The organism is Kutzneria sp. 744 (assembly GCF_000568255.1).
In the GTDB taxonomy this organism is placed as follows: domain Bacteria; phylum Actinomycetota; class Actinomycetes; order Mycobacteriales; family Pseudonocardiaceae; genus Kutzneria.
Genome location: NZ_KK037166.1, coordinates 6,382,442 through 6,405,301, shown reverse-complemented (window position 1 = coordinate 6,405,301; position 22,860 = coordinate 6,382,442). Strand labels below are relative to the sequence as shown.

Here is a 22,860-nt window from a genome sequence, read left to right as displayed (position 1 = left end):
CGGTGCCGCTGACGTGGCCGATCACCAGCGCCCACGCGCCGAACCCGGTGACCGCCAACGTGGCGGTCAGCGCCAGGTTGACCACCAGTCCGGCGACGTCGGCGATGAGACGCCTGGCCTGTCTCAGGTTTCTCGTCAGCAACGCGCCGGGAACCGCCGCGAAACCGTCGAGCAGCACATTGAGCGACAGCACCCGCACCAGGTCCGCCGCCTGTGGCGAGCCGAGGCCTGAGGCCAGGAACGGGGCCGTCAGCAGGCACAGCAGGTAGACGATGGTCGCGCCGCCGACGGAGAACGCCCACACCGTCGGCAGCATCGGCCGCACTTCGCCCTTGTGGCGGACCAGCGCGGTCGCGGTGCCGAAGTCGTTGAAGGTGAGCAGCAGCGTCTGCACGACCAGCGCGGTCGTGTATATTGTCGAACTGCTCCGGCGCCAGCAGCCGGGCCAGCAGCACGCCGACGGCGAAGGTCGCCAGGCGGGAGAACACCGTGTTGATCAGGCTGAACCGCAGGCCCAGCTTGACCTGTCCGGACAGGGCACGGTCGGTGTCCGGCGGGTCCTCGACGACCTCGCTCACGTGGTGGCTCCGATCGCGGTCGCGTCCCAGTCGGTGAAGTAGCTGCCACTGTGCACCGAATAGTCCACAGTGGCCACCGGAATGTGGCGGACCCGTAACTTGCCGGAGACGCGGTGCACGAACTCCCAGTCCTCACGGGGATGCACCCAGCGCGGCCGGGCCCACGGATCGAACCTGACGCCGGGGAAACGCCGCAGCACCACGGCATTGATGTCGACCCACTCGCCGTCGCGGTGGGCCGCGCGGTTGAACGGCCGGCTCAGCACGTCGAGCTCGCTGCCGTCCTCACGCAGCCGCCGCAGTGCCGTGTAGACCATGCCCGCGCCGGATTTCAGCGCGGCCAGCGACCGTTCCAGGTGGTCCGGCCGCCACGTGTTGTCGTCGTCGAGGAAGGCCACGTACGGCGAGCGGCTCAGCCGCAGGGCCACATTGCGCGCCAACCCTGGACTGCCGTGGTTCTTCGACAGTCTCAACGCGACGATCCGGGGATCGTCGGGCAGGTCACGGACTTCGCCGCCACCGTCGTCCACGACGATCACCACGACGTCCCGCACCGTCTGGTTCAGGGCGCTGGTGACCGCGGCGACCAGGCGCTCCGGACGGCGATAGGTCGGCATGACCACGGCGACCGTGGCCGACGGCGCGCGGCCGAGGGCGGCCGCCAGCGCGACGACCTCGGTGTGCTCGGCCCGCTCGGCGTCGAACCGCTCGGCCGCGAACCGCAGGCGCCACCAGTTCTCGCCGACCACGTTGCGGCCGACCGACTGGCGGAGCAGGTCCTTCACCGGTCTCGGCAGCAGGGCGTAGTCCTTCAAGCACGGCCTCCAATCGTCCCGGTCACCGGGATGCGGCGGCGGAACTCCGGCGGCGCGGCCGGATTGGTCGGCAGGCCGGCGAGCAACGCCCGACGGCCACGCAGGAGTTCGAACAGCGCGCGGCGATGGGTGCCGCGGCGCAACGGTAGTCGGACGAGTTGAGCCAGCAACAACGTGGCCCACACGAGTTCTGCGGCGGCACGGCCCTCCCAGCGGGCCACGTGCACGACCTTGTTGGTGATCAGCTGGGCCCACAGCGCCGGCGACGCCGTGACATCGCCGCCGCGGTGAATGGCGCGGGCATTCGCGCACTGCCGAACCCGCCAGCCGGCGTCGACGACGCGGCGGCAGTAGTCGACTTCCTCGGAGTAGAGGAACAAATCCTCCTGCCACCGGCCGATGCGCCGCCGGACGTCGGCGGGAATCAGCAGCACGGCGCCGTTGGCCCAGTCGACGTCGATGTCACGCGGCGGAGCCGGCGTGGCCACGCGTTCCCCGAACGAACCGGCATGCGCCCCGAGCAAAGCCTCGGCCAGCACGCGTGAAACCGTCGGACGACGACGCAGGGTCGGCTCGACAAGTCCATCCGATCGAGTGACAAACGGGACGGCCACACCGACCGATCCCGATGCACACGCGGCCAGCAGGGCCCGCGCGCAGCCACGTTCGAGGACAACGTCGGCGTTCAACACCAACAGGGCCTCGTCCGGTTCGGCCAGCTCGGCGCAGGCGTTGATGCCGGCGGCATAACCCAGGTTCGCGCCGGTCTCCACCACCGTCGCCGCCGGGGCCAGGCATCGGATCACGTCGACGCTGTCGTCGGCAGAGTTGTTGTCCGCCACGACAAGCCGCCAGTCGACACCGTCCAGACCGGCCGGCAGGCTGGCCACGAGGCTCGGCAGATCGGCGGCGGAGTTGTAGGTCACGACCGCGACCATCACCCGCGTCATACGGCCACCTCGGTTCGCTGGGCGATCCGGTACAGCGCACCGGCGCAGCCGACGAGCAACAGCGAAATTCCAGCCATCTGGGGGAAAGCCAGCCCGTCGTAGGTGCCGAAGCTGATCGTGCACACCAGCAGCGCCACCGCGACGGCCCAGGCCGCGTCCCGCACCTGGGGCGGCGAGTCGATGTGCTTGGACCGCCAGATCCGGAAGGCCCACCACAGCGGCACGGCCAGCAGCGCGATGAACGCGATCAGGCCCGGCAGCCCCGCCTCGACCGTGATCAGCAGGTACTGGTTGTCCAGATAGGGCTGGATCGGCGCCACGTAGGTGCCGAAGCCCTGCCCGCCAAGCGGTTTGGCCAGGAAGTGCGACCACACGTAGTCGTACTTGGTCAGTCGCGACCAGATGCTGGAGTCCTTGCTGGACCCGGTGACCGTGTCGATGAGCACGTCGAGCAGCCGCGGCCAGACGACACCGGCGGCGAACACCGCGCTGCTGAGCACACCGGCCACGAACAGCCAGCGCACCAGGCCGTAGCGGGGTAGCAGGAAGATCCCGATCACGGTCAGGCCGAGCAGGCCGGTGCGCGAGATCGACACCAGCGGGCCGCCGATGAGCAGCACCGCGCAGATCCACCACAACGGCTTGAATCGCCCGTACCGCGCGAGATGCAGAGCCAGCGGCAGCATCGCGACGGTGGTCGCGGCCAGCTCGATGGGATGGCCCGAGAAGCCGATGGACCGCTCAAGACCGCCGCGGCCGAGGGCGAGGTCGCCGAGCCCCTGCGCGACCAGTCCCGGAAAGACGGTCAGTTTGCGCAGATCGACGCTGGTGCCGAACTGGAGGATGGCGCACACGGCCGAGCCGGTGAATCCCACCACGGCGCCGGCGAAAACCGCGCGCAGGGCCCGAGTGCTGCTCAGTCCGTCGCACACCAGCAGGGCGGCGCCCGCCGCCAGCACGAACAGCATCGCGCCGCGATCGGCGTTGGCGATCCGCGAGTCCTGCACGCCGCCCATGAAGGCCACCGCATCCGCCGCGGCGAGCAAAGCCAGCGCCAGCAACAACACCCGGCGGATCGGGCTCTCCCCGACCGCGAGCCGGAAGCCGCCGGCGAACCGCGCCACCAGCCACCACAACAGGCAGCCGCCGGCCACCACGCGGGCCGGCGTGATCCCGCCACCGCCGCCGACCAGCACGTTGTTCTGCGGCAAGGCCAGCAGCAGCACGTAGATCGACAGGATGACGTGCGGGGAGACGCGGAACAGCGCGTGGGCCGCGACAGCGGTGGCCGGCGTCCGTCTGCCGGCCGCGGCCACCGTCATCGGCGGCTACCCCCGCCTTGCTTCTCGTCGCTGCGCACGGGTGAGAACTTGATCGTCGACGGCTCGACGATCGGGGGCTGCAACGGAGTCCTGGGCGGAGCCGGGCTCGGCAGGAACTCGGGCAGCACGCCCTGGCGGCGTTCGCCGTTGGCCTTGTCGCCGTCCTTGTCCTTCTCCGGCTCACCTTCACGCTTGCGGCGGGTGAGGACGCGGTCGGCGATGACCACGCCGAGCACACCCAGCACCAGCCCGAGCGCGGCGACCAGGCCGACGGCCCGGTACTGGGAGGCGCGAGTGGTGATCGGGTTCGCCGCCGGCAGCACGTCGGTGATGGTCAGTCGCTGCGCGTCGGCCACCTTGGCCGCGTCCTGACGGTTCTTCAGCTCGTCGATCGCCCGCTGCCGCACCAGTTGCGCGCCGCGGACCGCGCCGTCGGGCGTCCTGTCCGTGACGGTGATCGTGATGAACGGGCTGTCGGTCTGCGAGGTGTCGGTGACGCCGTTGGCGTTGGTGACCTCGATGGTCCCGGTGGCGCCCTTCTCCTCGTAGCCGTCGGTGACGGCCGAGGACGTCAGCACGGTCACCAGCAGCGCCGCCATCTGCGACTCGGCCCGGCCCGCGGCGGTGTACGGGTTCTGCACGTCCTGGCTGCTCGACGGCGTGATCAGGCTGATCGCGGTGACCTTGTACTGCTGGGGCACCAGGAACACCACGGCGCCGACCAGGACCACGAGCACAGCGGCGACCATCGCGGTGATCTTCCACCGCCGTCGCAGCACTCGCAGGATGTCCAACGCGTCCACGTCCGTGTTCCCTTTCGCCTCACCCGAACACCGCCGGCTGCCGCCCGCGGTCGAAATCTCACTTGCGCAGTGCCGAGGCGGCGATGCGGGCCCCGTCGACGGCCGCCCGCACCACGTTGTGGGCCATCGGCGCCGCGTTCTCCCGAATCCACGGCCGCAGCGCCAACAGTGCCAGCACCCGCTCCCGGCGCCGCAGGGGAGCCCCCGCGATCGCCTTCAGGTACCAGCCCGCTTCCTCCACATTGGGCATTACCAGGCGTTTGCCGTCGGTGCGCTGGGTGCGGTACCAGTCCCGCTGCGACACCGACTGCGTGAGCCGCTGATCGTGCAGGCGGTGCAACAGAAGTTCCTCGCGGATCTCCACAAAACGGCCGTACAGCGCCAGTTCGGCGATCAGGATCCGGTCGTTGTTCTTCACCGGCGGCAGCAGGTGCGTCCTGGTCAGCACGTCCCGCCGGTACAGGCCGTAGCAGTGGTAGTTCTCGTGTTCCATGCCGACCAGGTCGCGGATGCGGACCACGGGGTCGCGGTGGTCGGTGCGGCACGGGTTGTCCCAGTGACCGACCGTCTGCCCGGCGGAGTCGATCTGACGGGCCGAGGTGAACGAGAGCACCGCGTCGGGCCGATCGGCCAGCGCCTCGACCATCTTGCGCAGGCGGTCCGGCTCGTACGCGTCGTCCGCGGCGGCCCAGGTGAAGTAGCGGCCCGTGGCCTCGTGCACCAGGCGGTTGTGGTTGCCGGTGGAGCCGAGGTTGCGCTCACGCCGCCGGTAGCGGATGCGGTTGTCCTGACGGGCGGCCTCGCGGCAGATCTCCTCCGTGCCGTCGGTGGAGCAGTTGTCCCCGATCCACAGCTCGAAGTCGACGTCGCGCTGCTCGCGCAGGCTGGCCAGCGCGGTGCTCAGGTACGGCTCGCCGTTGTACACGGGCAATCCGACCGACACCGACGCACTCGCCGTGCCGATCAGCGGCGGCGTGGACTTCCGGTTCACCTGACCTCCTGGGCTGACGGCGGGATCACCGGTGCAGGGTCGGCCACCGTCCTCCATCCGGCAAGGTCCCGCGTCCTCCGTTTGTCTCATGCGCGCTCCCACAGCATCCACGGGCGATCACCGGACCGATACACCTGCTCCAGCGCGACTCGTTCCTTCACGGTGTCGGCCGGCTGCCAGAAACCTCGGTACGGATAGGCCCGCAGCCGGCCACGCTTGGCCAGGTCGCCGCACGCGTCCTCGACCAGGTCGCCGCCGGGCGGCAGGTGGTCGAAGATCTCCTGCCGCAGCACGAAGTAGCCGCCGTTCTCCCACAGCGGCAGCTGGCTCACGGGCGTGATGCCCGTCGCTGTGCCGTGCTCGCCCAGTTCCACGCAGTGGAACGAGGACTGCGGCGGCACGACCATCATCGACGCGGTGGCCTCGGACCCGGCGAAGCGGTCGACCATGTCGTCGAGCGGGGCGTCGGTCAGCACGTCGGCGTAGTTGGCCAGGAACATGTCCTCGCCGTCGAGCAGGTGCCGCACGCGGCGCAGGCGCTCGCCGATCGGGGCGTCGATCCCGGTGTGGGCGAAGGTGATCGTCCACTCCGAGATGTCCGACGAGAGCAGTTCGACCCGGCCGTTGCTCAGCACGAAGTCGTTGGACGCCGTCTCGCGGTAGTCGAGGAAGAAGTCCTTGATGTGGTGGCCGCCGTAACCCAGGCACAGCACGAAGTCCGTGTGTCCGAAATGGGCGTAGTAGCGCATCACGTGCCACAGCAACGGCCGCGGGCCCACCCGCTGCATGGGCTTGGGGATGTCGTCGGCGGCTCCGCCCCGCATGCGCATGCCGTAACCACCGCAGAACAGCACGACCTTCACGAGGACACCTCGGTCCGTTCCCTTGGGGACACGATCAGTACGCCCCTTGGCCCCGTACGACGGCGCGCACCGTCTTCCAGAGGATCAGCGCGTCGAGGGCGAGCGACCAGTCCTCGACGTAGCGCAGGTCCAGCCGCACGGACTCGTCCCACGTCAGGTCGCTTCGCCCGCTGACCTGCCACAGGCCGGTCAGGCCCGGCTTGACCAGCAACCGCCGCAGCATGTCGGGCCCGTAGGCCTCGACCTCCTTGGGCAGCGGCGGCCGCGGCCCGACCAGGGACATGGTGCCGCGCAACACGTTGACCAGCTGGGGCAGCTCGTCGATGGAGAAGCGCCGCAGCACCGCGCCGATCGGCGTCACGCGGGGGTCCCGGCGCATCTTGAACAGCGGCCCGGCGGCTTCGTTGCCGCCGAGCAGGGTGGCACGGCGGCGGTCGGCGTCGACCACCATGGTGCGGAACTTGAGGATGGTGAACGGTTTTCCGTCCTTGCCGACACGCTGCTGCCGGTACAGGGCGGGTCCGCGGTCGCCGACGCGGATGGCGGCGGCGATGGTGATCAGGATCGGGGCGAGCACCGTCAGCAGCAGGAGCGCGCCGATCTTGTCGACGATCTCCTTCACCACGCGGCGGGCTCCCGTGAAGGTCGGCGCGCTCACGCGGAGCAGCGGCATGCCCAGCACGCCTGTGACGTGCACGCGCGGGCCGGCGACCTCCATCAGGACGGGGGCGACGACCATCTCGGCCGAGGTTCCCTCTAGTTGCCAGGCCAGGCGCTGGAGCCGCAGCGGCGTCCAGTACGGATCGGACGTGATGGCGACGACTCGGTAGCCGCCGCGACGGACGTGGTCGGCGAGTTCGTCGAGGTGGCCCACGATCGGCACGCCGTCGATATCGCCCGGGCCGAACCACTTCGACGTCCCGCTGGCGCACACCGCCTCGACCCGCCAGCCGTTGTGCGGCTCGCGTCGGGTTCGGGCGATCAGGTCCGTCGCCGTGTCCACGCTGCCGGCCACCAGCACCGGCAATAGGCATCGGCCCGCTCGGCGGCGCTGGTGCAGCAGTTGGCGCAGGATGTACCGCAGGGGGAAGGCCACCACCGCGATCGCCGGCACCACCAGGAAGATCCAGCCGCGCACTCCCGGCAGGCCGAGGCCGAGGCTCACCACCGCCAGCACCACCGCCGCGGCGACAACCGCTTTGCCCAGGCGGCGGAACTCTTCCGCCTCCTGTCCGAGCACCGCCGTGCTCCAGGCCCGGCACGCCGTGAGCGAGGCCAACACCGTGACCACGGTGGCCATCGCCACCAGCACCTGCGGAAAGTCCCCCGCCGTCGCCGAGTTCGCCACGATGGCCCCGACCAGCACCACCACCGCGAGGATCGCGCCGAGGTCGCTGGCGATGACCACGCGCCGGTACTTGACCTCCCACGTCGCCACCGGCCGGTCCTCGACGGGCCTGTTCTCGACTGTCCGGTTCTCGACGGGCCTGCCGCTGACGTGTCCGTCCTCGGCCGGCCGGCCTCCGGCGGCGCTGTTGTCGGCGGCGCTATTGGCGGCGGAACCGTTCTCGGCGGTCCTGTTCTGGACGGACCAGCTCTGGGCGGTCCTGTTGTTCCGGGCCGGCCGGTTCTCGACGAGCCTGTTCTCGGTCTGGGTGTTTGCGGCCGGCCTGTCCTGGACGGTCCGGCTCTCGGCCGGCTGGTTCTCGTCCAGCTCCAGCCGTCCGCCGATGGGCCTGAACTCGACGGACCTGTTCTCGGCCACCATGTCCTCGGTCGGCCAGCCCCCGATGGTCCTGCCCTCGGTCTGACTACTCGCAACCGGTCTGTCATGGACGGTTCGGCTCTCGGCCAGCTCGCTCTCGGCCGTCTTGACCGCCGAGGTCCTGTTCTCGACCGACCTGCTCGCTGCGGTCCTGGCCTCGGCCGGCATGTCCTGAGCGGGTCTGTTCTCGGTCGGCCTGCTCTCGGTCTGGTTGCTGCCGGCCGGCTGGCGCTGCGGGACGCCGGGGGGCGCCGGGATCGACACCGCGCCGGCGGCGTCGCCCCGTCTGAGCTGTCTCACCCGAACCCGCATCCCGTCTCCCAAGATCAACTGATTCGGGGCGTGAGAGCCACCGAGAACCCACGGCCGTGCTCGAAGGGCGGCCGGGGTCGGCGTGGACGATATCCGACTCACGACCATGACGATTAGGCAGACAGGTTATTCCTTCTACCGCCGAACGGTTCTACAGGCATGACCGAATATCCCCCACTTGAGTGACGAGTAACTCGATAGGGGTGGTGATACGGGAAAGTTACGGCTTTTGTTGAACCGAACGTGACGCCCATCCGTGGGCAGGACACGGCTGCGCCACCCGGGCGGGTGGCGGGTCACAAGTAAGCGAAGAAACGCGCGGCCGGCAAATAGCACAAAGGGCGCAGAACACCATTGGTGTTCCACGCCCTTTGACAGCTACGACCACGTGCCGGGCGAAGCCCGGCCTCGGGGGTCTGGGGGTCGCCCCCAGAACAAACAACGAGCGACGATGTCTGCGCTTTCCGCAGACACACGCCCCCTGAGCGAGTGGCCAGGGGCGGGGTCGAACCGCCGACCTACCGCTTTTCAGGCGGTCGCTCGTACCAACTGAGCTACCTGGCCAGAGAAGACCGGAAGCCCGATCGAACTCTTGCGACCCAGACGGGACTCGAACCCGCGACCTTCGCCGTGACAGGGCGACGCGCTAACCAACTGCGCCACTGGGCCTTACTGTTGTACTGCCGTGCCCCCAACGGGATTCGAACCCGTGCTACCGCCTTGAAAGGGCGGGGTCCTAGGCCGCTAGACGATGAGGACTCCGTCTTCCTTGGACCTCGTCATGAGGGACCTTGGCTTCCGGGCCCTCCAACGGCTGTCCGCTGGAAGCACGAGTAGCATAGAACGGGTCGGGGTTAACTTCCAAATCCAATGCCCCAGAGGCCCCCCACCTGCACTTTCCCGGCGCACGGCGGCCCAGGGCGGTCGATCAAGCCCTGTTCAGGGCCTCCCGGAGCCCGCCGAGCCGCCCGACCAGTTCGAGTGGGCTGCGCCACACTCCGCCGCCACCGGCCCACACGCCACGTTCGACAATTCTGATGATTCTTCACGCGGCGTCAGCCGTCAGATATTCACGACCGGACAAATTCGTGTCAGCAAGCGACCGAATGGACCACCCGCGCATCCACTTGTCGCCATGTACCGACATTTGGCCGGGGCCGCCCGATCTGTTGGCGGCGATCGGCCAGGCGAGGACACCTCACGAAACCGGAGGTGACGAAGTCTCGCGTCTGCCCGTTTGCTTGAAGGATGACCGACCGCCGGGCGGCGCCCCGAACGCCGTTGGCCCCGACGACCGGTCCTGGTCGATGGCCGTCCGTGCCCCGCTTCGCCGCCTCAGCGGCGGACCGGCGGCACGCCGTCGTCGTCGCCCGGCGCCAGGCCGAGCATGTCCAGCAGCTGGCGGCAGTCGTGAAGAGTGACACGGCGGATGGATATGAGAAATACTCCCCGTCATAAGTCTGCAATAGTCATGAGTCATCTCTCTAAGTATGCCTGTGCTTTCGGCATACCCGTAAAAGAGCGTCAATTCGACTCGAGCGGGCCGTCTCAGGTCGCCGCGAGGGGGACTTCATCAGCACGAATCTAAGCGTCATGAGAAGTTACTTAGTAGGATCAGCTACTGTACTTCAGCAAAAAATATTCTATCCTTCCGCTATTCTTCCTTTATAAGTGCGGTCACCTCCCATATTCTCCTTGTACCAATGAGCTATTGCCAATGTCAACGTGCCTAGGTAAACCTCGCCACGCGCGTCAGACGATCACCGGTATGCACTGGTAGGTCAATTTCCACTCGCCGAGTACCGAGAAAAGGGAACGTTCGTCTTCGTTACCCGGTCTCCCCCACCCAAATTTAATCCCCTGTCAGCACTTATATAAACAAGGTGGGAGGCCCATAACAATGCGTGTGTCGAGCCTCGCGGCATCGAGTCGTCGTGCTGCCAGAGGAACTTTCGGACTTCAAGGGACCCGCTCATGGTGCCTCCCCGACTCAGCTCTCGGCGGCGAGGCTAAGCGAGCCGTGCCGCCCCTTGCAGCCCCCCGGAGAGTGATTCCCTTCAGACGCAGAGTGACCGTGAGTTATGCACCGGACCGGTTACTGATCAACTGCGCCAACACCTGTATCGGTCCAGTCCCCTGCTCGCGCCCCAGGTCCCCGCTCCGCACGGCTACCCCGTGGCGGTAGTCGATCTTGATTGTCCGCCCTGGGCAGAAGATGAGGAAAGCTAGCCAGTTGCCCGATGATGCCGGCCTCGGCCCGTCAATCGGTCAGCCGCCGCCGGCGCTGCCAGGCCGGATCCCGTCGCGCGAGAACGCTGGACAGGATGCCGGTCGGCTGGAACCGCTGGGCAGGATGCCGGCGGCTGGGCCGCCTGACAGGCTGCCGCCCGGCTGGGCCGACCGGGTTCGATCCGCTCTTCCTGGGGGCGACCGGGGCCTACCGGCCTCCGGCCCGCCACGGGCTGAGCACACAGCCTCCGCCCACGGCATCGGATGTCACATGCGCTTCCCACTTGCCACTCCGTGCCACATATGGAGCGCATGTGACGTAGCGAGCCGGCAGGCGCCTACGACACCAGATGTCACATGCGCGTCGTACTTGCCTCCCTGTGCCGCATGCGGAGCACATGTGACGCAGGGGGCAGCAGGCACGGGGCGGGTGGCGGAGCGGGCGGGGCGGGGACGGCGAGGAGCGTGCGGGAGTGGATCACCGGGCGGAGGCGGCGGGACAGCGGCAAAGCCGGATCGGAACACCGTTGAAATGGCGCAGTTGCGGGGCCGAACGCCCGATCGGGAAGGCGGGCGCACAGGGGGTTTACATCGCGGATCCCGCAATGCGGAAACGGGTGACCTTCCACGGTTCGGAAGACTTCGCCTATCCCCGGGGGCGCTCGTCGATCTTTCGAGCCGGCACCGGGCTGGACACCGGGCGGGGCGAGGCGGCGAGGGGTAGCCGGTTCGGGAAGGCACTGCTGAACGAATGTCAATGGGTGATGCTCACCGTGAGCCACGGGGACGCCGTTCGGTTCGGCCAGGCGAACAAGTCGGTTCCAGTGAGAGGCAGGTTGCCGAGTCCGGCACGGACGTAGCCGCAGGCCAGGGGGTATGCGGGGCGCGGAGCGTCGTTTGCGGTCGCAGTCGCCAATGCAGTGACACATAGTCGAGGTAGCACGCGAAAGCGACGAAGAGTAACGAGTCACGGTTACGGTCACACTCCGTGCAGTCGTGACGGTTTCACATCTTCACCGTTTCAACGCCGCCCGTAGCGGTCGAACGCTGTCGAACGCAAGGCGCTGTCCGGAGCAGCCCCACTCAGCCGGGGTGGGCAATGATCGCCACGGGTCGGCCCGACTACCTGGTTTTCAAGCGGGGAAATTCGGGCATGAATCCACTGCGAAACCCTCGCACGCGACAACGACCCATGTCACAATCGTCTGAGCTGACATACCCCCGGTCAGCGCCTGTGGAGATCCCCTCCGGCCCCCGCGTTCCTCCCCCTGGCGCGGGGGCCTCTCCATGCCGGCGGGGTGTGGCGGGGGACACACCTGTCATGGGCCCGCAACCGAACCGTTATCCTCTTCGGCGTGCCTCTTCCCTCGCTTGGACGGAAAAAAGACGCTAGACACCGCGAACCCGCCCGTGAGCAGCAGGAAGCTGCTCCGGACCACGAGCTGGAGAACTACCTGGCCGCGCTGGCGCCCGAGGGCGACGTCGAGACCACCGGGTCCGGCCGCCGCTTCGGCAACGCGCAGGTCTACCAGCTGCGCCTGACGCTGACCGCGAACGAGCAGCTCCGCGAGCTCGCCGCCGTGCACCAGACCTCCCCGCAGGCCCTGGCCCAGGAGTGGATCACCCAGCGACTGGCCTGGGAGTCCCAGAACCAGGAGAACGGGCGCTACTGAGCGCTCGCCCCGGTCGGCCGCCCTCGGCCGACCACCCCGGACCCCGCTGATCAGCCTCTCGCGGCCACTCGGCCCAGCTGACCCGCCCGGTCCCCCTCACCCGCTGACCAGCCCGGTCCGGCCCACCGGCCGCACCACCCCGGCCGACCCGGCCCCGCTGGCCAGCCGATGCCCCTCACGCATCGACCAGCACGCCCGACCAGCCCGGCCTGTTGCGCACAGTGCTGCCCGGCCCCGCTGGTCGGCCTCGGCTTTCCGCACCCGACCCGGCCGCCGAACGGGCGATGTCTCCTCCGGCAACCGCCCACCGGGCGGGCGGGCCTCGCATACGATCAACGGGTGCCGACGCTCCAGCTCCGCAGGAACGACCGGCGTCGGCATCTGGTGGTGTGTGGGGACTCTCCACTGGCCTTCCGGCTGGTCGACGAGCTGATCAACCGGTACGACGAGGACGTCACCGTCATCCTGCGGTCCAAGCAGGAGAACTACGGGCCGAGAATCGCCCAGCTGAGCCGGGTCAAGGTCATCGAGGCGGCGGCGCCGGACAACGGGGCGTTCCAGCAGGCGAAGCTGGGGTCGGCGCGGGCGCTGGCGCTGCTGGGCAGCGATGACGCGGGCAATATCCACGCGGCGCTGCTGGCGCAGGACATCAACCCGGATCTGCGGCTGGTGCTCCGGCAGTTCAACATGAGCCTGGGCCACCGGGTGCGGACGCTGTTCGCGGACTGCGCGGTGCTGTCGGACGCGGCGATGGCGGCACCGTCGTTCGTGGCGGCGGCGCTGGGGCGCGAGGGGCCGACGCACATCCGGGTGAGCGGCCGCACCTTGTATGTGGTGCGGCGCGACGAGGTGGACGCCGAGCGGATCATCTGCGGCCTGGCCGACACGAGCGACAGCACGAACGCCGATCTGTTGCCGGCGGAGCCGCACTCGGGCGACCTGGTGCTGGCCTTCACCAACGGCCCGGACGTGGTGCGGGCGGTCGGCCGCAAGCGCGGGCGGTTCATGGCGGCGGTGCGCCGGAACTTCGGATCGGTGTTCAACCGCAAGGTGGGCGCGGCGGCGCTGGCGCTTCTCGTGCTGCTGGCCATCGGCACCACGCTGTTCGCCACGTTCGGCGGCTACACGTGGTGGAACGCGATCTACGAGACGGCGCTGGACGTGGCCGGGGCGGCGCAGCCGCTGGACAGCCTGCCGGTGCTGAACAAGATCACTCAGGTGATGGTGACGATCGTCGGCATCTCGATCATCCCGATCATCACGGCGGTGGCCCTGGACGCGGTGGTCAGCGCGCGGCTGGCGGCGGCGGCCGGACCGCAGGGCCCGTTCCGTGATCACGTGGTGGTCATCGGACTGGGCCAGGTCGGCGTGCGGGTGGTGGCCCAGCTGCACGACCTGGGCGTGCCGGTGGTGTGCATCGACAAGAACGACAACGCCCGCGGCATCCCGCTGGCCAAGCGGCTGGGCCTGCCGGTGATCATCGGGGACGCCAGCCGGGACGACACGCTGCGCGCGGCCTACATCGGCACCAGCCGGGCGCTGGTCACGCTGAGCTCGCACGACGTGGTCAACCTGGAGGCGGCGCTGACCGCCCGCGCCATCCGCGACGACCTGCTGGTGATCCTGCGCCTGTTCGACAACGACTTCGCACGCCTGGTGGAGCGCCGCTTCGACATCAACGTGTCGCGCAGCGTGTCCTTCCTCGCCGCGCCGGCCTTCGCGGCGGCGATGGTGGAACGGCAGGTCATCGGCACGATCCCGGTCGGCCGGCGGGTGCTGCTGATCGCCGAGGTGCCGGTCGGCGACGGAACCGGCCTCAACCGGCTGACCATCCAGGAGGTCGAGCAGCGCTTCGAGGTCCGGGTCATCGGCCTGCAGCGACGCACCGAGCAGCGCCTGGACTGGCAGCCCTCGGCCGAGCACCAGCTGGTGCCCCGGGACCGGCTGATGGTGGTGGCGACCCGCAGCGGCCTGGGGCAGATCCTGGCCGGCAGCATCTCCTCGGGGCAGTGATTCGGCACCCGGGACAGTGGCCAATCCTTGATCAGATCGAGAGCGTTCACGTCGGTGTCCGGCGGTAACGTTCAAGAATCGGTCGACACGTCACCCAATTGTGTGATGCGAATCACGTTTACCTCGGTCAACGTGGTCTGTACCTGGGGCGTCGATGGGTGTGCAGGGGTGAAGTGGGATTTCGGGGGAAGGGGTGGCCGTGCGCCGATCTGTCGGAGGAACTCGCTGGGCATTGACGTTAGGCGTGTTCGCCACCGTCCTCGGCCTGGCCGCGTGCAGCTCGACCAGCACGCCGGAGACCAAGCCGACCCAGACCGAGCAGAAGGTCTCGCCGGCCGCGGTCTCCAAGCCGGCCAAGGTCACGCAGATTCCCGGTGACACCGCGCAGAACGTCTCGCCGGCCGACCCGGTCCAGGTGATCGTGGCCGACGGCGGGCTCACCGACGTGCACCTGGTCAACGACCAGGGCCGCGAGGTCGGCGGCCTGGTGGCACCGGACAAGCACAGCTGGACCGCGACCGAGTCGCTCGGCTACGACCACACCTACACTTGGTCGGGCTCGGCGCTGGGCGCGGACGGCAAGAAGGTGGCGCTGGGCGGCTCGTTCCACACGCTGCGCCCGGGCCGCACGATCAGCGCGCAGATCAACGTCGCCGACAACGCCACCGTCGGCGTGGCCGAGCCGATCGTGCTGAACTTCAGCTCGCCGGTGCAGGACAAGGCCTCGGTCGAGCGGGCGCTGACCGTGCAGACCTCGAACCCGAGCACCGGCTCGTGGGCGTGGATGGACAACGAGACCCTGCACTACCGCACCAAGGACTACTGGCCGGCCAACACCAAGGTCACGCTGATGGCCAAGCTGTACGGCACGTCGTTCGGCGGCGGCGCGTACGGCGCGGAGGACATGTCGGTGTCCTTCAACGTGGGCCGCAGCCTGATCCTGCAGGGCAACACCCAGACCCACCACCTGCTGGTCATCCAGGACGGCAAGCAGATCGCCGACTACCCGGCCAGCTACGGCCTGGACTCCGACCCGGGCCGCGTCACCAACAGCGGCACGCACATCGTGATGTCCAAGAGCGCGACCTTCGCCATGACCAACCCGAAGTACCACTACGAGAACGTGGTGGTGCCGTGGGCGGTCCGCATCTCCAACAACGGCGAGTTCGTGCACGGCTACGCGCCCAGCATCTGGGCCCAGGGCAACACCAACGTCTCGCACGGCTGCGTGAACCTGGCCCCGGCCAACGCGCAGGTCGTCTTCAACGAGGTGCTGCCGGGCGACCCGGTGGAGATCACCGGCTCCACCCAGCAGCTCGGCCCGGAGGACGGCGACTTCTACGACTGGGCCGTCGGCTGGGACCAGTGGCTGGCCAAGTCGGCGCTGCACGGCTGACCTTTTTCTCGACGAGCAACGCCCCCGGAGCCCGGCGCTCCGGGGGCGTTGCTGTCGGTGGCGTACGTCACTGGGGCCGATCAGGGCAGTTCAACCCCGCTTTGTGCCGGCCGTTGCGTCAACTTCCCCGTGATCGGCCCATCGGCTGGGTACCGTCCTGTCTGCCGATCAGAGGGGCGAGGATGACCGATTCGGAGCAGATGGCGGAGCTGCTGGCGCGCAACGCCGCGATGCTGGACTCGATGGGCCAGCTGCTGGCCGGCGCGCAGCAGCAGCTGGCCCATGTCCAGCAGCTCAACCGTGATCTGCGGGCGCGCACGGGTCTGGCCCAGTCACCGGACCGCATGGTGACGGTGGTCGTCGACGGCGCGGGTGGCCTGCGCCGGCTCTCGTTCGACCGCGACGCGTTCGAGCACCACACGCCGGCGAGCCTGGCCGACGCGGTGGCCGACGCCGTGCGCGAGGCGATGCGGCAGGTCGGGGCCGAGGCGACCGAGCCGGAGGACGTCCCACAACCGGAGGCTGAGCCGGAGCCGCAACCAGAGCCGGAGCCGCAGCACGCCGCCGGGCCGCCGCCGATCCTGGAGTCGAACCCGACCGAGCAGGCCCTCTTCGCCGAGGAGCAGTTCGAGCAGCCGCCGTTCGAGCAGAAGCAGTTCACGGAGCCGACCTTCGCCGAGCCGGACTTCACGGAACAGCCGGAACCGGTCGCGGCCCCCGAGCCGGCGCTGGAACCCGTCCCGACGCCGGTCGCCATCCAGGACCCGGCCCCGCCGGCGCCCGACCAGACGTCGGACAGCGGCAGCCAGATCGAGCACGTGATGAGCGCGCTGAGCAAGCTTCCGTCCTACACCGGCGTGGTGACCCGGGTGCTGGGCGTGCGGGATCCGGAGCGGGCGGCGTCCATCGCGGCCGAGTACCAGCTGGGCGACACGATCGTCGAGCGGACCTTCCTGAGCACCTCGGCCAATCCGGCCTACACCGGCGACGGCCTGGTCCGCTACACCATCGACGCCCGGCACGGCGGCAAGCTGATCGGGGCGATCTCCGAGGACGGCGAGCAGTTCGGCGAGGTGGTGTTCGGGCCGGGGGCGACGTTCCGCGTCACCGGAAAGCGGTACTACCCGAGCATCAAGGGCTGGGACATCGCACTGGAGGAGCTGGGCTGACATGGCGATGAGCGAGTGGGAGTGGACTCCCGGCACCGACCAGGAGCACATCGACCGGATCACCCGGTTCCACATGGACAGCCTGGCCGTGCCGGTGGATCAGCGGCTGCGGCCGTCGGACCCGGGCCGGCACGACTTCCCGATCGGCCTGGACGAGAGCGGCCGCAAGTTCCCGATGCCGCTGCCCACGCTGACCTGGTCGGACCGGGTGCTGGGCTGCGTGCTGGCCGGCGCGATCGGGGACGCTCTGGGGGCCTCGATCGAGTTCCTGCCGATCGACATGATCCGGCGCCAGCACGGCGAGCGCGGCGTCACCGGCTTCGGGCCGGGCGGCCCGGACGGCACGGTCACCGACGACACCCAGATGACGCTGTTCACGCTGGAGGGCCTGATCCGGGCCCATGTCCGCGACCGCGTCTCCGGTGCGGACGACCCCGTGCCGGTGGTGCAGCACGCCCTGCAGCGCTGGCTGCACACGCAGGGCTTCGACTGGCCGCAGGCCGGCGGCCCGTTCGCCGAGGGCCGGTCGCAGCCGGACGGCTGGCTGATCACCGAACGCGGTCTCTTCGCGCGCCGCGCCCCGGGCAACACGTGCGTGACGGCGCTGCGGGTGTACGCCGCCGGCAATCCGGCCGGCTCGATGGCCAACCCGCTGAACGACTCGAAGGGCTGCGGCGGCGTCATGCGGGCGGCGCCGGTCGCGCTGTGGTCGACAGATCCCGAGGTGGTGTTCGCGCTGGGGGCCGCCACCGCGGCTCTCACGCACGGCCATCCGAGCGGCTATCTGTCGGCGGCCTCGCTGGCGTTCCTGGTGCACGGCCTGCTGAAGGGCACCTCGCTGCCGGACTGCATCGCGGCGCTGACGCCCGTGCTGACGAGGTGGCCGGGGCACGAGGAGCAGCTGGCCCGGCTGACCGCGGCGGTGCGGCTGGCCGACGAGGGGTCGGTCAGCCCCGAGCGGATGGCCGAGGAGCTGGGCGGGGGCTGGGTCGGCGAGGAGACGCTGGCGATCGCGGTCTACGCGACGCTGGTGACCGACGACCTGCCCGAGGCGCTGCGGATCTCGGTGAACCACTCCGGCGACAGCGACTCCACCGGCTCGGTCTGCGGCAACCTGGCCGGGGCGTGGCACGGTGTGGCCGCGATCCCGGCCGAGTGGCTGGAGCGGCTGGAGCTTCGCCCGACGATCACGGCCGTGACCAGGGACGCGCTGGCCGAGTTCGGGACGAACCCGCCCACCGACGACGCCTGGCTGGAGCGCTATCCGGGCTGGTGACTAAAGCGGTCCGACCCGGCGCGACAGCTGCGCCGGGTCGGACTGACTCGATATCGGTCAACCGGACCTTTATCGGTCTTCGAGCACATGGCCGTGCTCAGCCGATCGCGTCGAGCAGCGCCTGGCGCTGCCGGTCGCCGAGGCCGGCGGCGCGACGGTCGGCGTCGATGCCGGTCTCCTCGAGCAGCTTGGCGACCTTGACGGCGCCGAGCCCGGGCACGGCCTTCAACAGCTGGGCGACCTTCGTCTTGCCGACGGTCTTGTCGTCCTTGGCCCGCTTGAGCACCTCACCGAAGGTCGTCTCACCGGACTTGATCGAAGCAAGCAGCGCGGTGCGGGCCTTGCGGGCTTCCGCAGCCTTCGCCAGCGCTTCCGCACGCTGCTCAGGGGTCAGTGTGGGCAGAGCCAACTTCATGGTCCTTTCTCACGACGAGGGGTTGCTCGACCGCCATCATGCACGCTGACCACGACTTTCGTCAGCGTTCGCGCCTGTTGGCGCGTCGCGGCAACCCCGTGGGTGACGCTACGCCAGCCTTTCCAGTGACACCGGACGAGCGGAATAAGTTCAACCAGGTGAACCGGGGCTCACACGGAGTTCACGGTGAGGGCGGGCGCAGGTCGGGGTGGGACAACCACGGGAGTACCCCCTCTGTACTGCGAAAACGCCTTTTCGGTGAACATTCCTCCAGGTCAGCGGCCCTGGCCGGAACCGATCCAGGGCGGTGGCCCGCGGTGACCGGTCCGCCCGCCGTCCCACCGGCGGGGAACACCCCATCCGGCGACCACGGGAGTGTCGTACGCCACCTGATCGACTTCACCCTGCTGAGCAGGTCGAACCGGTTTTCGGCCCGATCGACCGCCCGCCGGGCCGCCGGCGACGTTTCGAACGGTCCGAAACGGCGAACCGGAAGGACGTGACAGCAATCTCTGAGCCAACTTTCAGCAAATACCCCATTGGCACGCACGGTGATCACCCGAACAGCCCAATACCCCCCGTTCCGGGGATATGAGCTCCCGTGGAACGGGTCCGCCGGGTGCATCACGCGGACCCAGGGAGTCAAATTGTCACCGAATCGCGGGTCCCCTCAAGGAACGAGGCAACGCAGGGGGCCCCACCACGTCTTATCGGTAGTGAGGCCGCCGCCTACTCTTCTGGGGGGCGAGGTCGGCCACGAATGGGTCCGGGCTGATCCGAGACACGGCCGTGAGTAAAGAGGGTTGCTGCATGCTTGTCGGAGGAAGCACGGGACGCCGTCGGCGCCTGGGGTCCGCGGGGGTCGTCGGGCTCGCCGTGGCGGCGCTGGCGCTGAGCGCCTGCTCGTCCAGCACGGACGGCTCGGCGGTGGCGACCACATCGGTCAAGCCCCCCGCGCCGGCCGCACAGGTCACGATCACCGCCGGCGACCAGGTCAGCCCGACGACGCCGATCACCATCAAGGCGTCCGGCGGCAAGATCACCAACGTCGTGGTGACCAACACGGCCAAGGGCAACGTGGTCAAGGGCGACCTCTCCGCCGACGGCCTGACCTGGACCACGACCGAGCCGCTCGGCTACGGCGCCAGCTACGCCGTGGTCGCCGACGCCACCAACGCCGACGGCAAGCAGACCGAGCAGAAGAGCACGTACACCACGCTCACGCCCAAGGACCAGGCCTACCCGTCGCTGATCCCGGCGCCGCCGGGCCAGGGCCAGACCTTCGGCGTCGGCCAGATCATCGGCGTGTCGTTCGACAAGAACGTGACCGACAAGGCCGCCGCCGAGAAGGCGCTGGTCGTGACCTCGACCCCGGCGCAGCAGGGCTCCTGGTACTGGATCGACGCCAAGACCGTGCACTACCGCCCGGCCGAGTACTGGCAGGCCGGCACCACCATCAAGCTGGACGCCAACCTGTACGGCGTCAACCTGGGCGGCGGCGTGTACGGCAAGACCGACCGTTCGGTCACCTACACCATCCACGACTCGTGGATCGCCAAGGCCGACGGCAACACCAAGCAGATGGCCATCCTGCACAACGGCGCCGTGGTCAACACCATGCCGATCAGCCTGGGCAAGGACTCGACGCCGACCCAGATCGGCCCGCACGTGATCTCCGACAAGCAGCAGCAGGTCGTGATGGACTCGGCGACCTACGGCGTGATGCCCGGCTCGCCCGGCTACTACAAGTCCACCGAGTACTGGGACCTGCGGATCTCCAACGACGGCGAGTTCGTGCACGAGAACCCGAACACCGTCAACCAGCAGGGCAGCTCCAACGTCTCGCACGGCTGCGTCAACCTGAGCCCGGAGAACGCGCAGTGGTTCTTCAACCACTTCAACCTGGGCGACGTGGTCGAGGTGACCAACTCCGGCGGCGGCAAGCTGCCGCTGTGGGACACCTACGGCGACTGGGAGCTCAGCTGGGCCGACTGGCAGAAGGGCAGCGCCGCCAAGGGCTGATCCGCGCCGGTAGACACACCCGGCAGACACGCACTGTCCAGGGCCGCGCTCCGTTGGAGGGGCGCGGCCCTGGCTTTGTCCGGCCCGGTCACACGATCCTGCCCGATTTCGGGCAGGATCGTTGCCTTTGCCCCCGAACCCGGGCAGAGTCGCTCCTCGTGTCCGCCGCCAATCACCCGTTCGGGGAGCTCGTTTCGCACCTGATGCGCACCACCGCGCTCGGTCCGGGCGAGGCCACCCGGGTGGTCGCCGACGTGCTGGCCTACTTCGACGAGCCGGTGGAGGCGGTCGTGCGCCGCCGCCACGCCGAGCTCAAGTCGGCCGGGCTGACCAACGAGCAGATCTTCGAACGCATCGCGGCCGAGCTGCCGCAACGCCGGGTCGCGGCGCCGGAGCTGTCGCTCCGGCAGCTGCGCCGCATCGTCTACGGGTGAGGAACGACCATGTGCGGAATCGTGGGATACGTGGGGTCGCGCGACTGCGTGCCGATCCTGCTTGAGAGCCTGGCGCGGCTGGAGTACCGCGGCTACGACTCGGCCGGGGTGGCCGTGGTCGGCCGGGGCAAGCTGCGGGTGCGCAAGGTCAAGGGCCGGGTCGGGCAGCTGGCGCAGGACGTGCCGGCCCGCCTGACCGGGCCGGTCGGCATCGGCCACACCCGTTGGGCCACCCACGGCGTGCCGAGCGAGGAGAACGCCCACCCGCACGTCGACGGCTCGGGTCGGGTCGCCGTGGTGCACAACGGCGTGATCGAGAACGCCGAGGAGCTGCGGGCCAAGCTGACCGCGAACGGCGTGGTCCTCGTCTCCGAGACCGACACCGAAGTGCTGGCCCACCTGATCGCCGCGGTGGACGTGGACGACATCGAGGAGGCGGTCCGGCAGGTGCTGCCGGAGATCGTCGGCACCTACGGCATCGCCGTGGTCGACACCCGCCAGCCCGACCGCATCATCGCCGCCCGCAACGGCAGCCCGGTGATCCTCGGCGTCGGCGACAAGGAGCTGTTCGTCGCCTCCGACGTGATGGCGCTGGTCCGGCACACCTCGCAGGTCGTGCACCTGGAGGACGGCGAGGTCGCGGTGCTGACGGCCGACGGCTTCAGCACCCGCACCCTGGACGCCACGGTGACCACCCGCCCGCCGACGACCGTGGACGTCGAGGACGACGACTACCAGGCCGAGGGCTACGGCCACTTCATGCGCAAGGAGATCCACGACCAGCCGACGGCCGTGGAGCGGACCCTGCGCGGGCGGCTGGACGACCGGTTCGGGACCGCCCACCTGGGCGGGCTCAACCTCACGCCGCGCGAGTCCCGCGAGTTCAAGCGGGTCAAGATCCTCGGCTGCGGCTCGGCCCACTACGCCGGCCAGATCGGGGCGCAGCTGATCGAGGAGCTGGCCCGGGTGCCGGCGGACTCCGAGCCGGCGTCGGAGTTCCGCTACCGCAACCCGCTGATCGACCCGGACACGCTGTACGTGGCGGTCAGCCAGTCCGGCGAGACCTACGACACGCTGGCCACGGTGCAGGAGATCCAGCGCAAGGGCGGCCGGGTGCTGGGCGTCGTCAACGCCGTCGGCAGCTCCATCGCGCGGCAGTGTGACGGCGGCATCTACCTGCACGCCGGCCCGGAGATCTCGGTGACCTCCACCAAGGCGTTCACCGTGACCACCGTCGACTTCGCCCTGCTGGCGCTGCACCTGGCCCGGGTCCGCGACCTGTCGCCGGCCGACGGCCAGCGGCTCGTGCGGGGGCTGCGGGCGCTGCCGTCGCAGATCGGGGAGATCCTCAAGCTGGAGGACCACATCGCCGGTCTGGCCCAGGAGTACGGGACGTGTCCCAACGTCATGTTCATCGGCCGGGTGCGGGGCTGGCCGGTCGCCCGTGAGGGTGCGCTGAAGCTGAAGGAGGTCTCGTACGTGCACGCGGAGGCCTACCCGGCCTCGGAGCTCAAGCACGGGCCGCTGGCCCTGATCAGCCCGGAGACGCCGACCGTGGCGATCGTCCCGGACGACGAGCTCTACGACAAGAACCTCACCACGCTGGGCGAGATCAAGGCCCGCGGCGGGCGGATCCTCGCGCTGGCCCACCGGGAGCTGCCGGGCGCGCTGGCCGACCACACGATCGTGGTGCCCAAGGCCGAACCGGAGCTGGACCCGATCTTGCTGGGCATCCCCTTGCAACTCCTGGCCTATCACGCCGCCGTGCTGCTCGGGCACGATGTCGATCACCCACGGAACCTGGCGAAAAGCGTGACAGTGGAGTGAACACGCG

At 69.3% G+C, this 22,860-nt stretch carries 18 protein-coding genes and 3 tRNA genes; 9 read left to right on the top strand and 12 right to left on the bottom strand.

What is annotated here, in order from left to right; all coding sequences use genetic code 11:
- The 8 genes from KUTG_RS29030 to KUTG_RS28990 all read right to left on the bottom strand — a co-directional run.
- The coding region (locus tag KUTG_RS29030; RefSeq protein WP_043721227.1) for an oligosaccharide flippase family protein at window positions 1–394 on the bottom strand (394 nt) is incomplete at its 3' end.
- Window positions 395–574: 180 nt separating this feature from the next.
- The gene (locus KUTG_RS29020; RefSeq protein ID WP_198047346.1) at window positions 575–1,393 is read right to left on the bottom strand and encodes a glycosyltransferase family 2 protein; all 819 of its coding nucleotides are present in this window, start codon (window positions 1,391–1,393) and stop codon (window positions 575–577) included.
- A complete protein-coding gene (locus KUTG_RS29015; RefSeq protein WP_052395543.1) occupies window positions 1,390–2,343 on the bottom strand; it encodes a glycosyltransferase in 954 nt (317 codons plus the stop codon). The genes KUTG_RS29020 and KUTG_RS29015 overlap by 4 nt, the downstream gene beginning before the upstream one ends.
- Window positions 2,340–3,665, bottom strand: a complete 1,326-nt coding sequence (locus KUTG_RS29010; protein WP_084579923.1) for an O-antigen ligase family protein — start codon at window positions 3,663–3,665, stop codon at window positions 2,340–2,342. Before KUTG_RS29010 ends, KUTG_RS29015 begins: the two co-directional genes overlap by 4 nt.
- A complete protein-coding gene (locus KUTG_RS29005; RefSeq protein ID WP_043721222.1) occupies window positions 3,662–4,468 on the bottom strand; it encodes a Wzz/FepE/Etk N-terminal domain-containing protein in 807 nt (268 codons plus the stop codon). Before KUTG_RS29005 ends, KUTG_RS29010 begins: the two co-directional genes overlap by 4 nt.
- Before the next feature lie 58 nt (window positions 4,469–4,526).
- Entirely contained in the window at window positions 4,527–5,459 is a 933-nt protein-coding gene (locus KUTG_RS29000; protein WP_052395542.1) for a glycosyltransferase family 2 protein, read from the bottom strand.
- A gap of 86 nt (window positions 5,460–5,545) precedes the next feature.
- Window positions 5,546–6,322 carry a glycosyltransferase family protein gene (locus tag KUTG_RS28995; protein ID WP_043721220.1) on the bottom strand — a complete coding sequence of 259 codons (777 nt, stop codon included), beginning with the start codon at window positions 6,320–6,322 and terminating at the stop codon, window positions 5,546–5,548.
- Between the two features lie 34 nt (window positions 6,323–6,356).
- Window positions 6,357–7,760, bottom strand: a complete 1,404-nt coding sequence (locus KUTG_RS28990) for a sugar transferase (protein ID WP_043731001.1) — start codon at window positions 7,758–7,760, stop codon at window positions 6,357–6,359.
- Between KUTG_RS28990 and KUTG_RS64035 the strand changes: the two genes are divergently transcribed.
- Window positions 7,741–8,133: a hypothetical protein gene (locus KUTG_RS64035; protein WP_232241007.1), complete on the top strand. Its 393-nt coding sequence runs from the start codon at window positions 7,741–7,743 to the stop codon at window positions 8,131–8,133. The genes KUTG_RS28990 and KUTG_RS64035 overlap by 20 nt on opposite strands.
- A gap of 756 nt (window positions 8,134–8,889) precedes the next feature.
- On the opposite strand, the gene KUTG_RS28985 is transcribed toward KUTG_RS64035, so the two are convergent.
- The 3 genes from KUTG_RS28985 to KUTG_RS28975 all read right to left on the bottom strand — a co-directional run bounded on the left by KUTG_RS28985 (window position 8,890) and on the right by KUTG_RS28975 (window position 9,158).
- Window positions 8,890–8,963 (bottom strand) — tRNA-Phe (locus tag KUTG_RS28985).
- A 31-nt stretch (window positions 8,964–8,994) separates the two neighbouring features.
- Window positions 8,995–9,068: transfer RNA gene (locus KUTG_RS28980), tRNA-Asp, on the bottom strand.
- A 17-nt stretch (window positions 9,069–9,085) separates the two neighbouring features.
- Window positions 9,086–9,158: transfer RNA gene (locus tag KUTG_RS28975), tRNA-Glu, on the bottom strand.
- Between the two features lie 2,825 nt (window positions 9,159–11,983).
- Between KUTG_RS28975 and KUTG_RS28970 the strand changes: the two genes are divergently transcribed.
- From KUTG_RS28970 to KUTG_RS28950, 5 genes are all read left to right on the top strand, one after another.
- Window positions 11,984–12,301 carry a hypothetical protein gene (locus KUTG_RS28970; RefSeq protein WP_043721218.1) on the top strand — a complete coding sequence of 106 codons (318 nt, stop codon included), beginning with the start codon at window positions 11,984–11,986 and terminating at the stop codon, window positions 12,299–12,301.
- 339 nt (window positions 12,302–12,640) lie between these two features.
- Window positions 12,641–14,314, top strand: a complete 1,674-nt coding sequence (locus KUTG_RS28965; RefSeq protein ID WP_052395541.1) for an NAD-binding protein — start codon at window positions 12,641–12,643, stop codon at window positions 14,312–14,314.
- 232 nt (window positions 14,315–14,546) lie between these two features.
- Window positions 14,547–15,710: a L,D-transpeptidase gene (locus tag KUTG_RS28960; protein WP_084579917.1), complete on the top strand. Its 1,164-nt coding sequence runs from the start codon at window positions 14,547–14,549 to the stop codon at window positions 15,708–15,710.
- Window positions 15,711–15,892: 182 nt separating this feature from the next.
- Complete coding sequence (locus tag KUTG_RS54010) at window positions 15,893–16,879, top strand: YbaB/EbfC family nucleoid-associated protein (protein WP_052395539.1); 987 nt, start codon at window positions 15,893–15,895, stop codon at window positions 16,877–16,879.
- A 1-nt stretch (window position 16,880) separates the two neighbouring features.
- Window positions 16,881–18,155, top strand: a complete 1,275-nt coding sequence (locus tag KUTG_RS28950) for an ADP-ribosylglycohydrolase family protein (RefSeq protein WP_063753578.1) — start codon at window positions 16,881–16,883, stop codon at window positions 18,153–18,155.
- Window positions 18,156–18,252: 97 nt separating this feature from the next.
- Here the strand turns inward: KUTG_RS28950 and mihF are convergent, their stop codons facing one another.
- Window positions 18,253–18,564, bottom strand: coding sequence for an integration host factor, actinobacterial type (gene mihF / locus KUTG_RS28945; RefSeq protein WP_184868828.1), 312 nt, complete (start codon window positions 18,562–18,564; stop codon window positions 18,253–18,255).
- A gap of 816 nt (window positions 18,565–19,380) precedes the next feature.
- On the opposite strand from mihF, the gene KUTG_RS28940 reads away from it, so the two are divergent.
- The 3 genes from KUTG_RS28940 to glmS all read left to right on the top strand — a co-directional run bounded on the left by KUTG_RS28940 (window position 19,381) and on the right by glmS (window position 22,853).
- Window positions 19,381–20,592, top strand: a complete 1,212-nt coding sequence (locus KUTG_RS28940) for a L,D-transpeptidase (protein WP_052395538.1) — start codon at window positions 19,381–19,383, stop codon at window positions 20,590–20,592.
- A 203-nt stretch (window positions 20,593–20,795) separates the two neighbouring features.
- Complete coding sequence (locus KUTG_RS28935; protein ID WP_052396701.1) at window positions 20,796–21,026, top strand: hypothetical protein; 231 nt, start codon at window positions 20,796–20,798, stop codon at window positions 21,024–21,026.
- 9 nt (window positions 21,027–21,035) lie between these two features.
- A complete protein-coding gene (gene glmS, locus KUTG_RS28930) occupies window positions 21,036–22,853 on the top strand; it encodes a glutamine--fructose-6-phosphate transaminase (isomerizing) (protein WP_043721211.1) in 1,818 nt (605 codons plus the stop codon).
- Window positions 22,854–22,860 lie beyond the last annotated feature (7 nt).

Coding starts and splice junctions, on each gene's coding strand:
- KUTG_RS28950 (WP_063753578.1), top strand. CDS start 16,881: ATGGCGATGAGCGAGTGGGAGTGGACTCCCGGCACCGACCAGGAGCAC.
- glmS (WP_043721211.1), top strand. CDS start 21,036: ATGTGCGGAATCGTGGGATACGTGGGGTCGCGCGACTGCGTGCCGATC.
- KUTG_RS29010 (WP_084579923.1), bottom strand. CDS start 3,665: ATGACGGTGGCCGCGGCCGGCAGACGGACGCCGGCCACCGCTGTCGCG.
- KUTG_RS29015 (WP_052395543.1), bottom strand. CDS start 2,343: ATGACGCGGGTGATGGTCGCGGTCGTGACCTACAACTCCGCCGCCGAT.
- KUTG_RS28940 (WP_052395538.1), top strand. CDS start 19,381: ATGCTTGTCGGAGGAAGCACGGGACGCCGTCGGCGCCTGGGGTCCGCG.
- KUTG_RS28935 (WP_052396701.1), top strand. CDS start 20,796: ATGCGCACCACCGCGCTCGGTCCGGGCGAGGCCACCCGGGTGGTCGCC.
- KUTG_RS54010 (WP_052395539.1), top strand. CDS start 15,893: ATGACCGATTCGGAGCAGATGGCGGAGCTGCTGGCGCGCAACGCCGCG.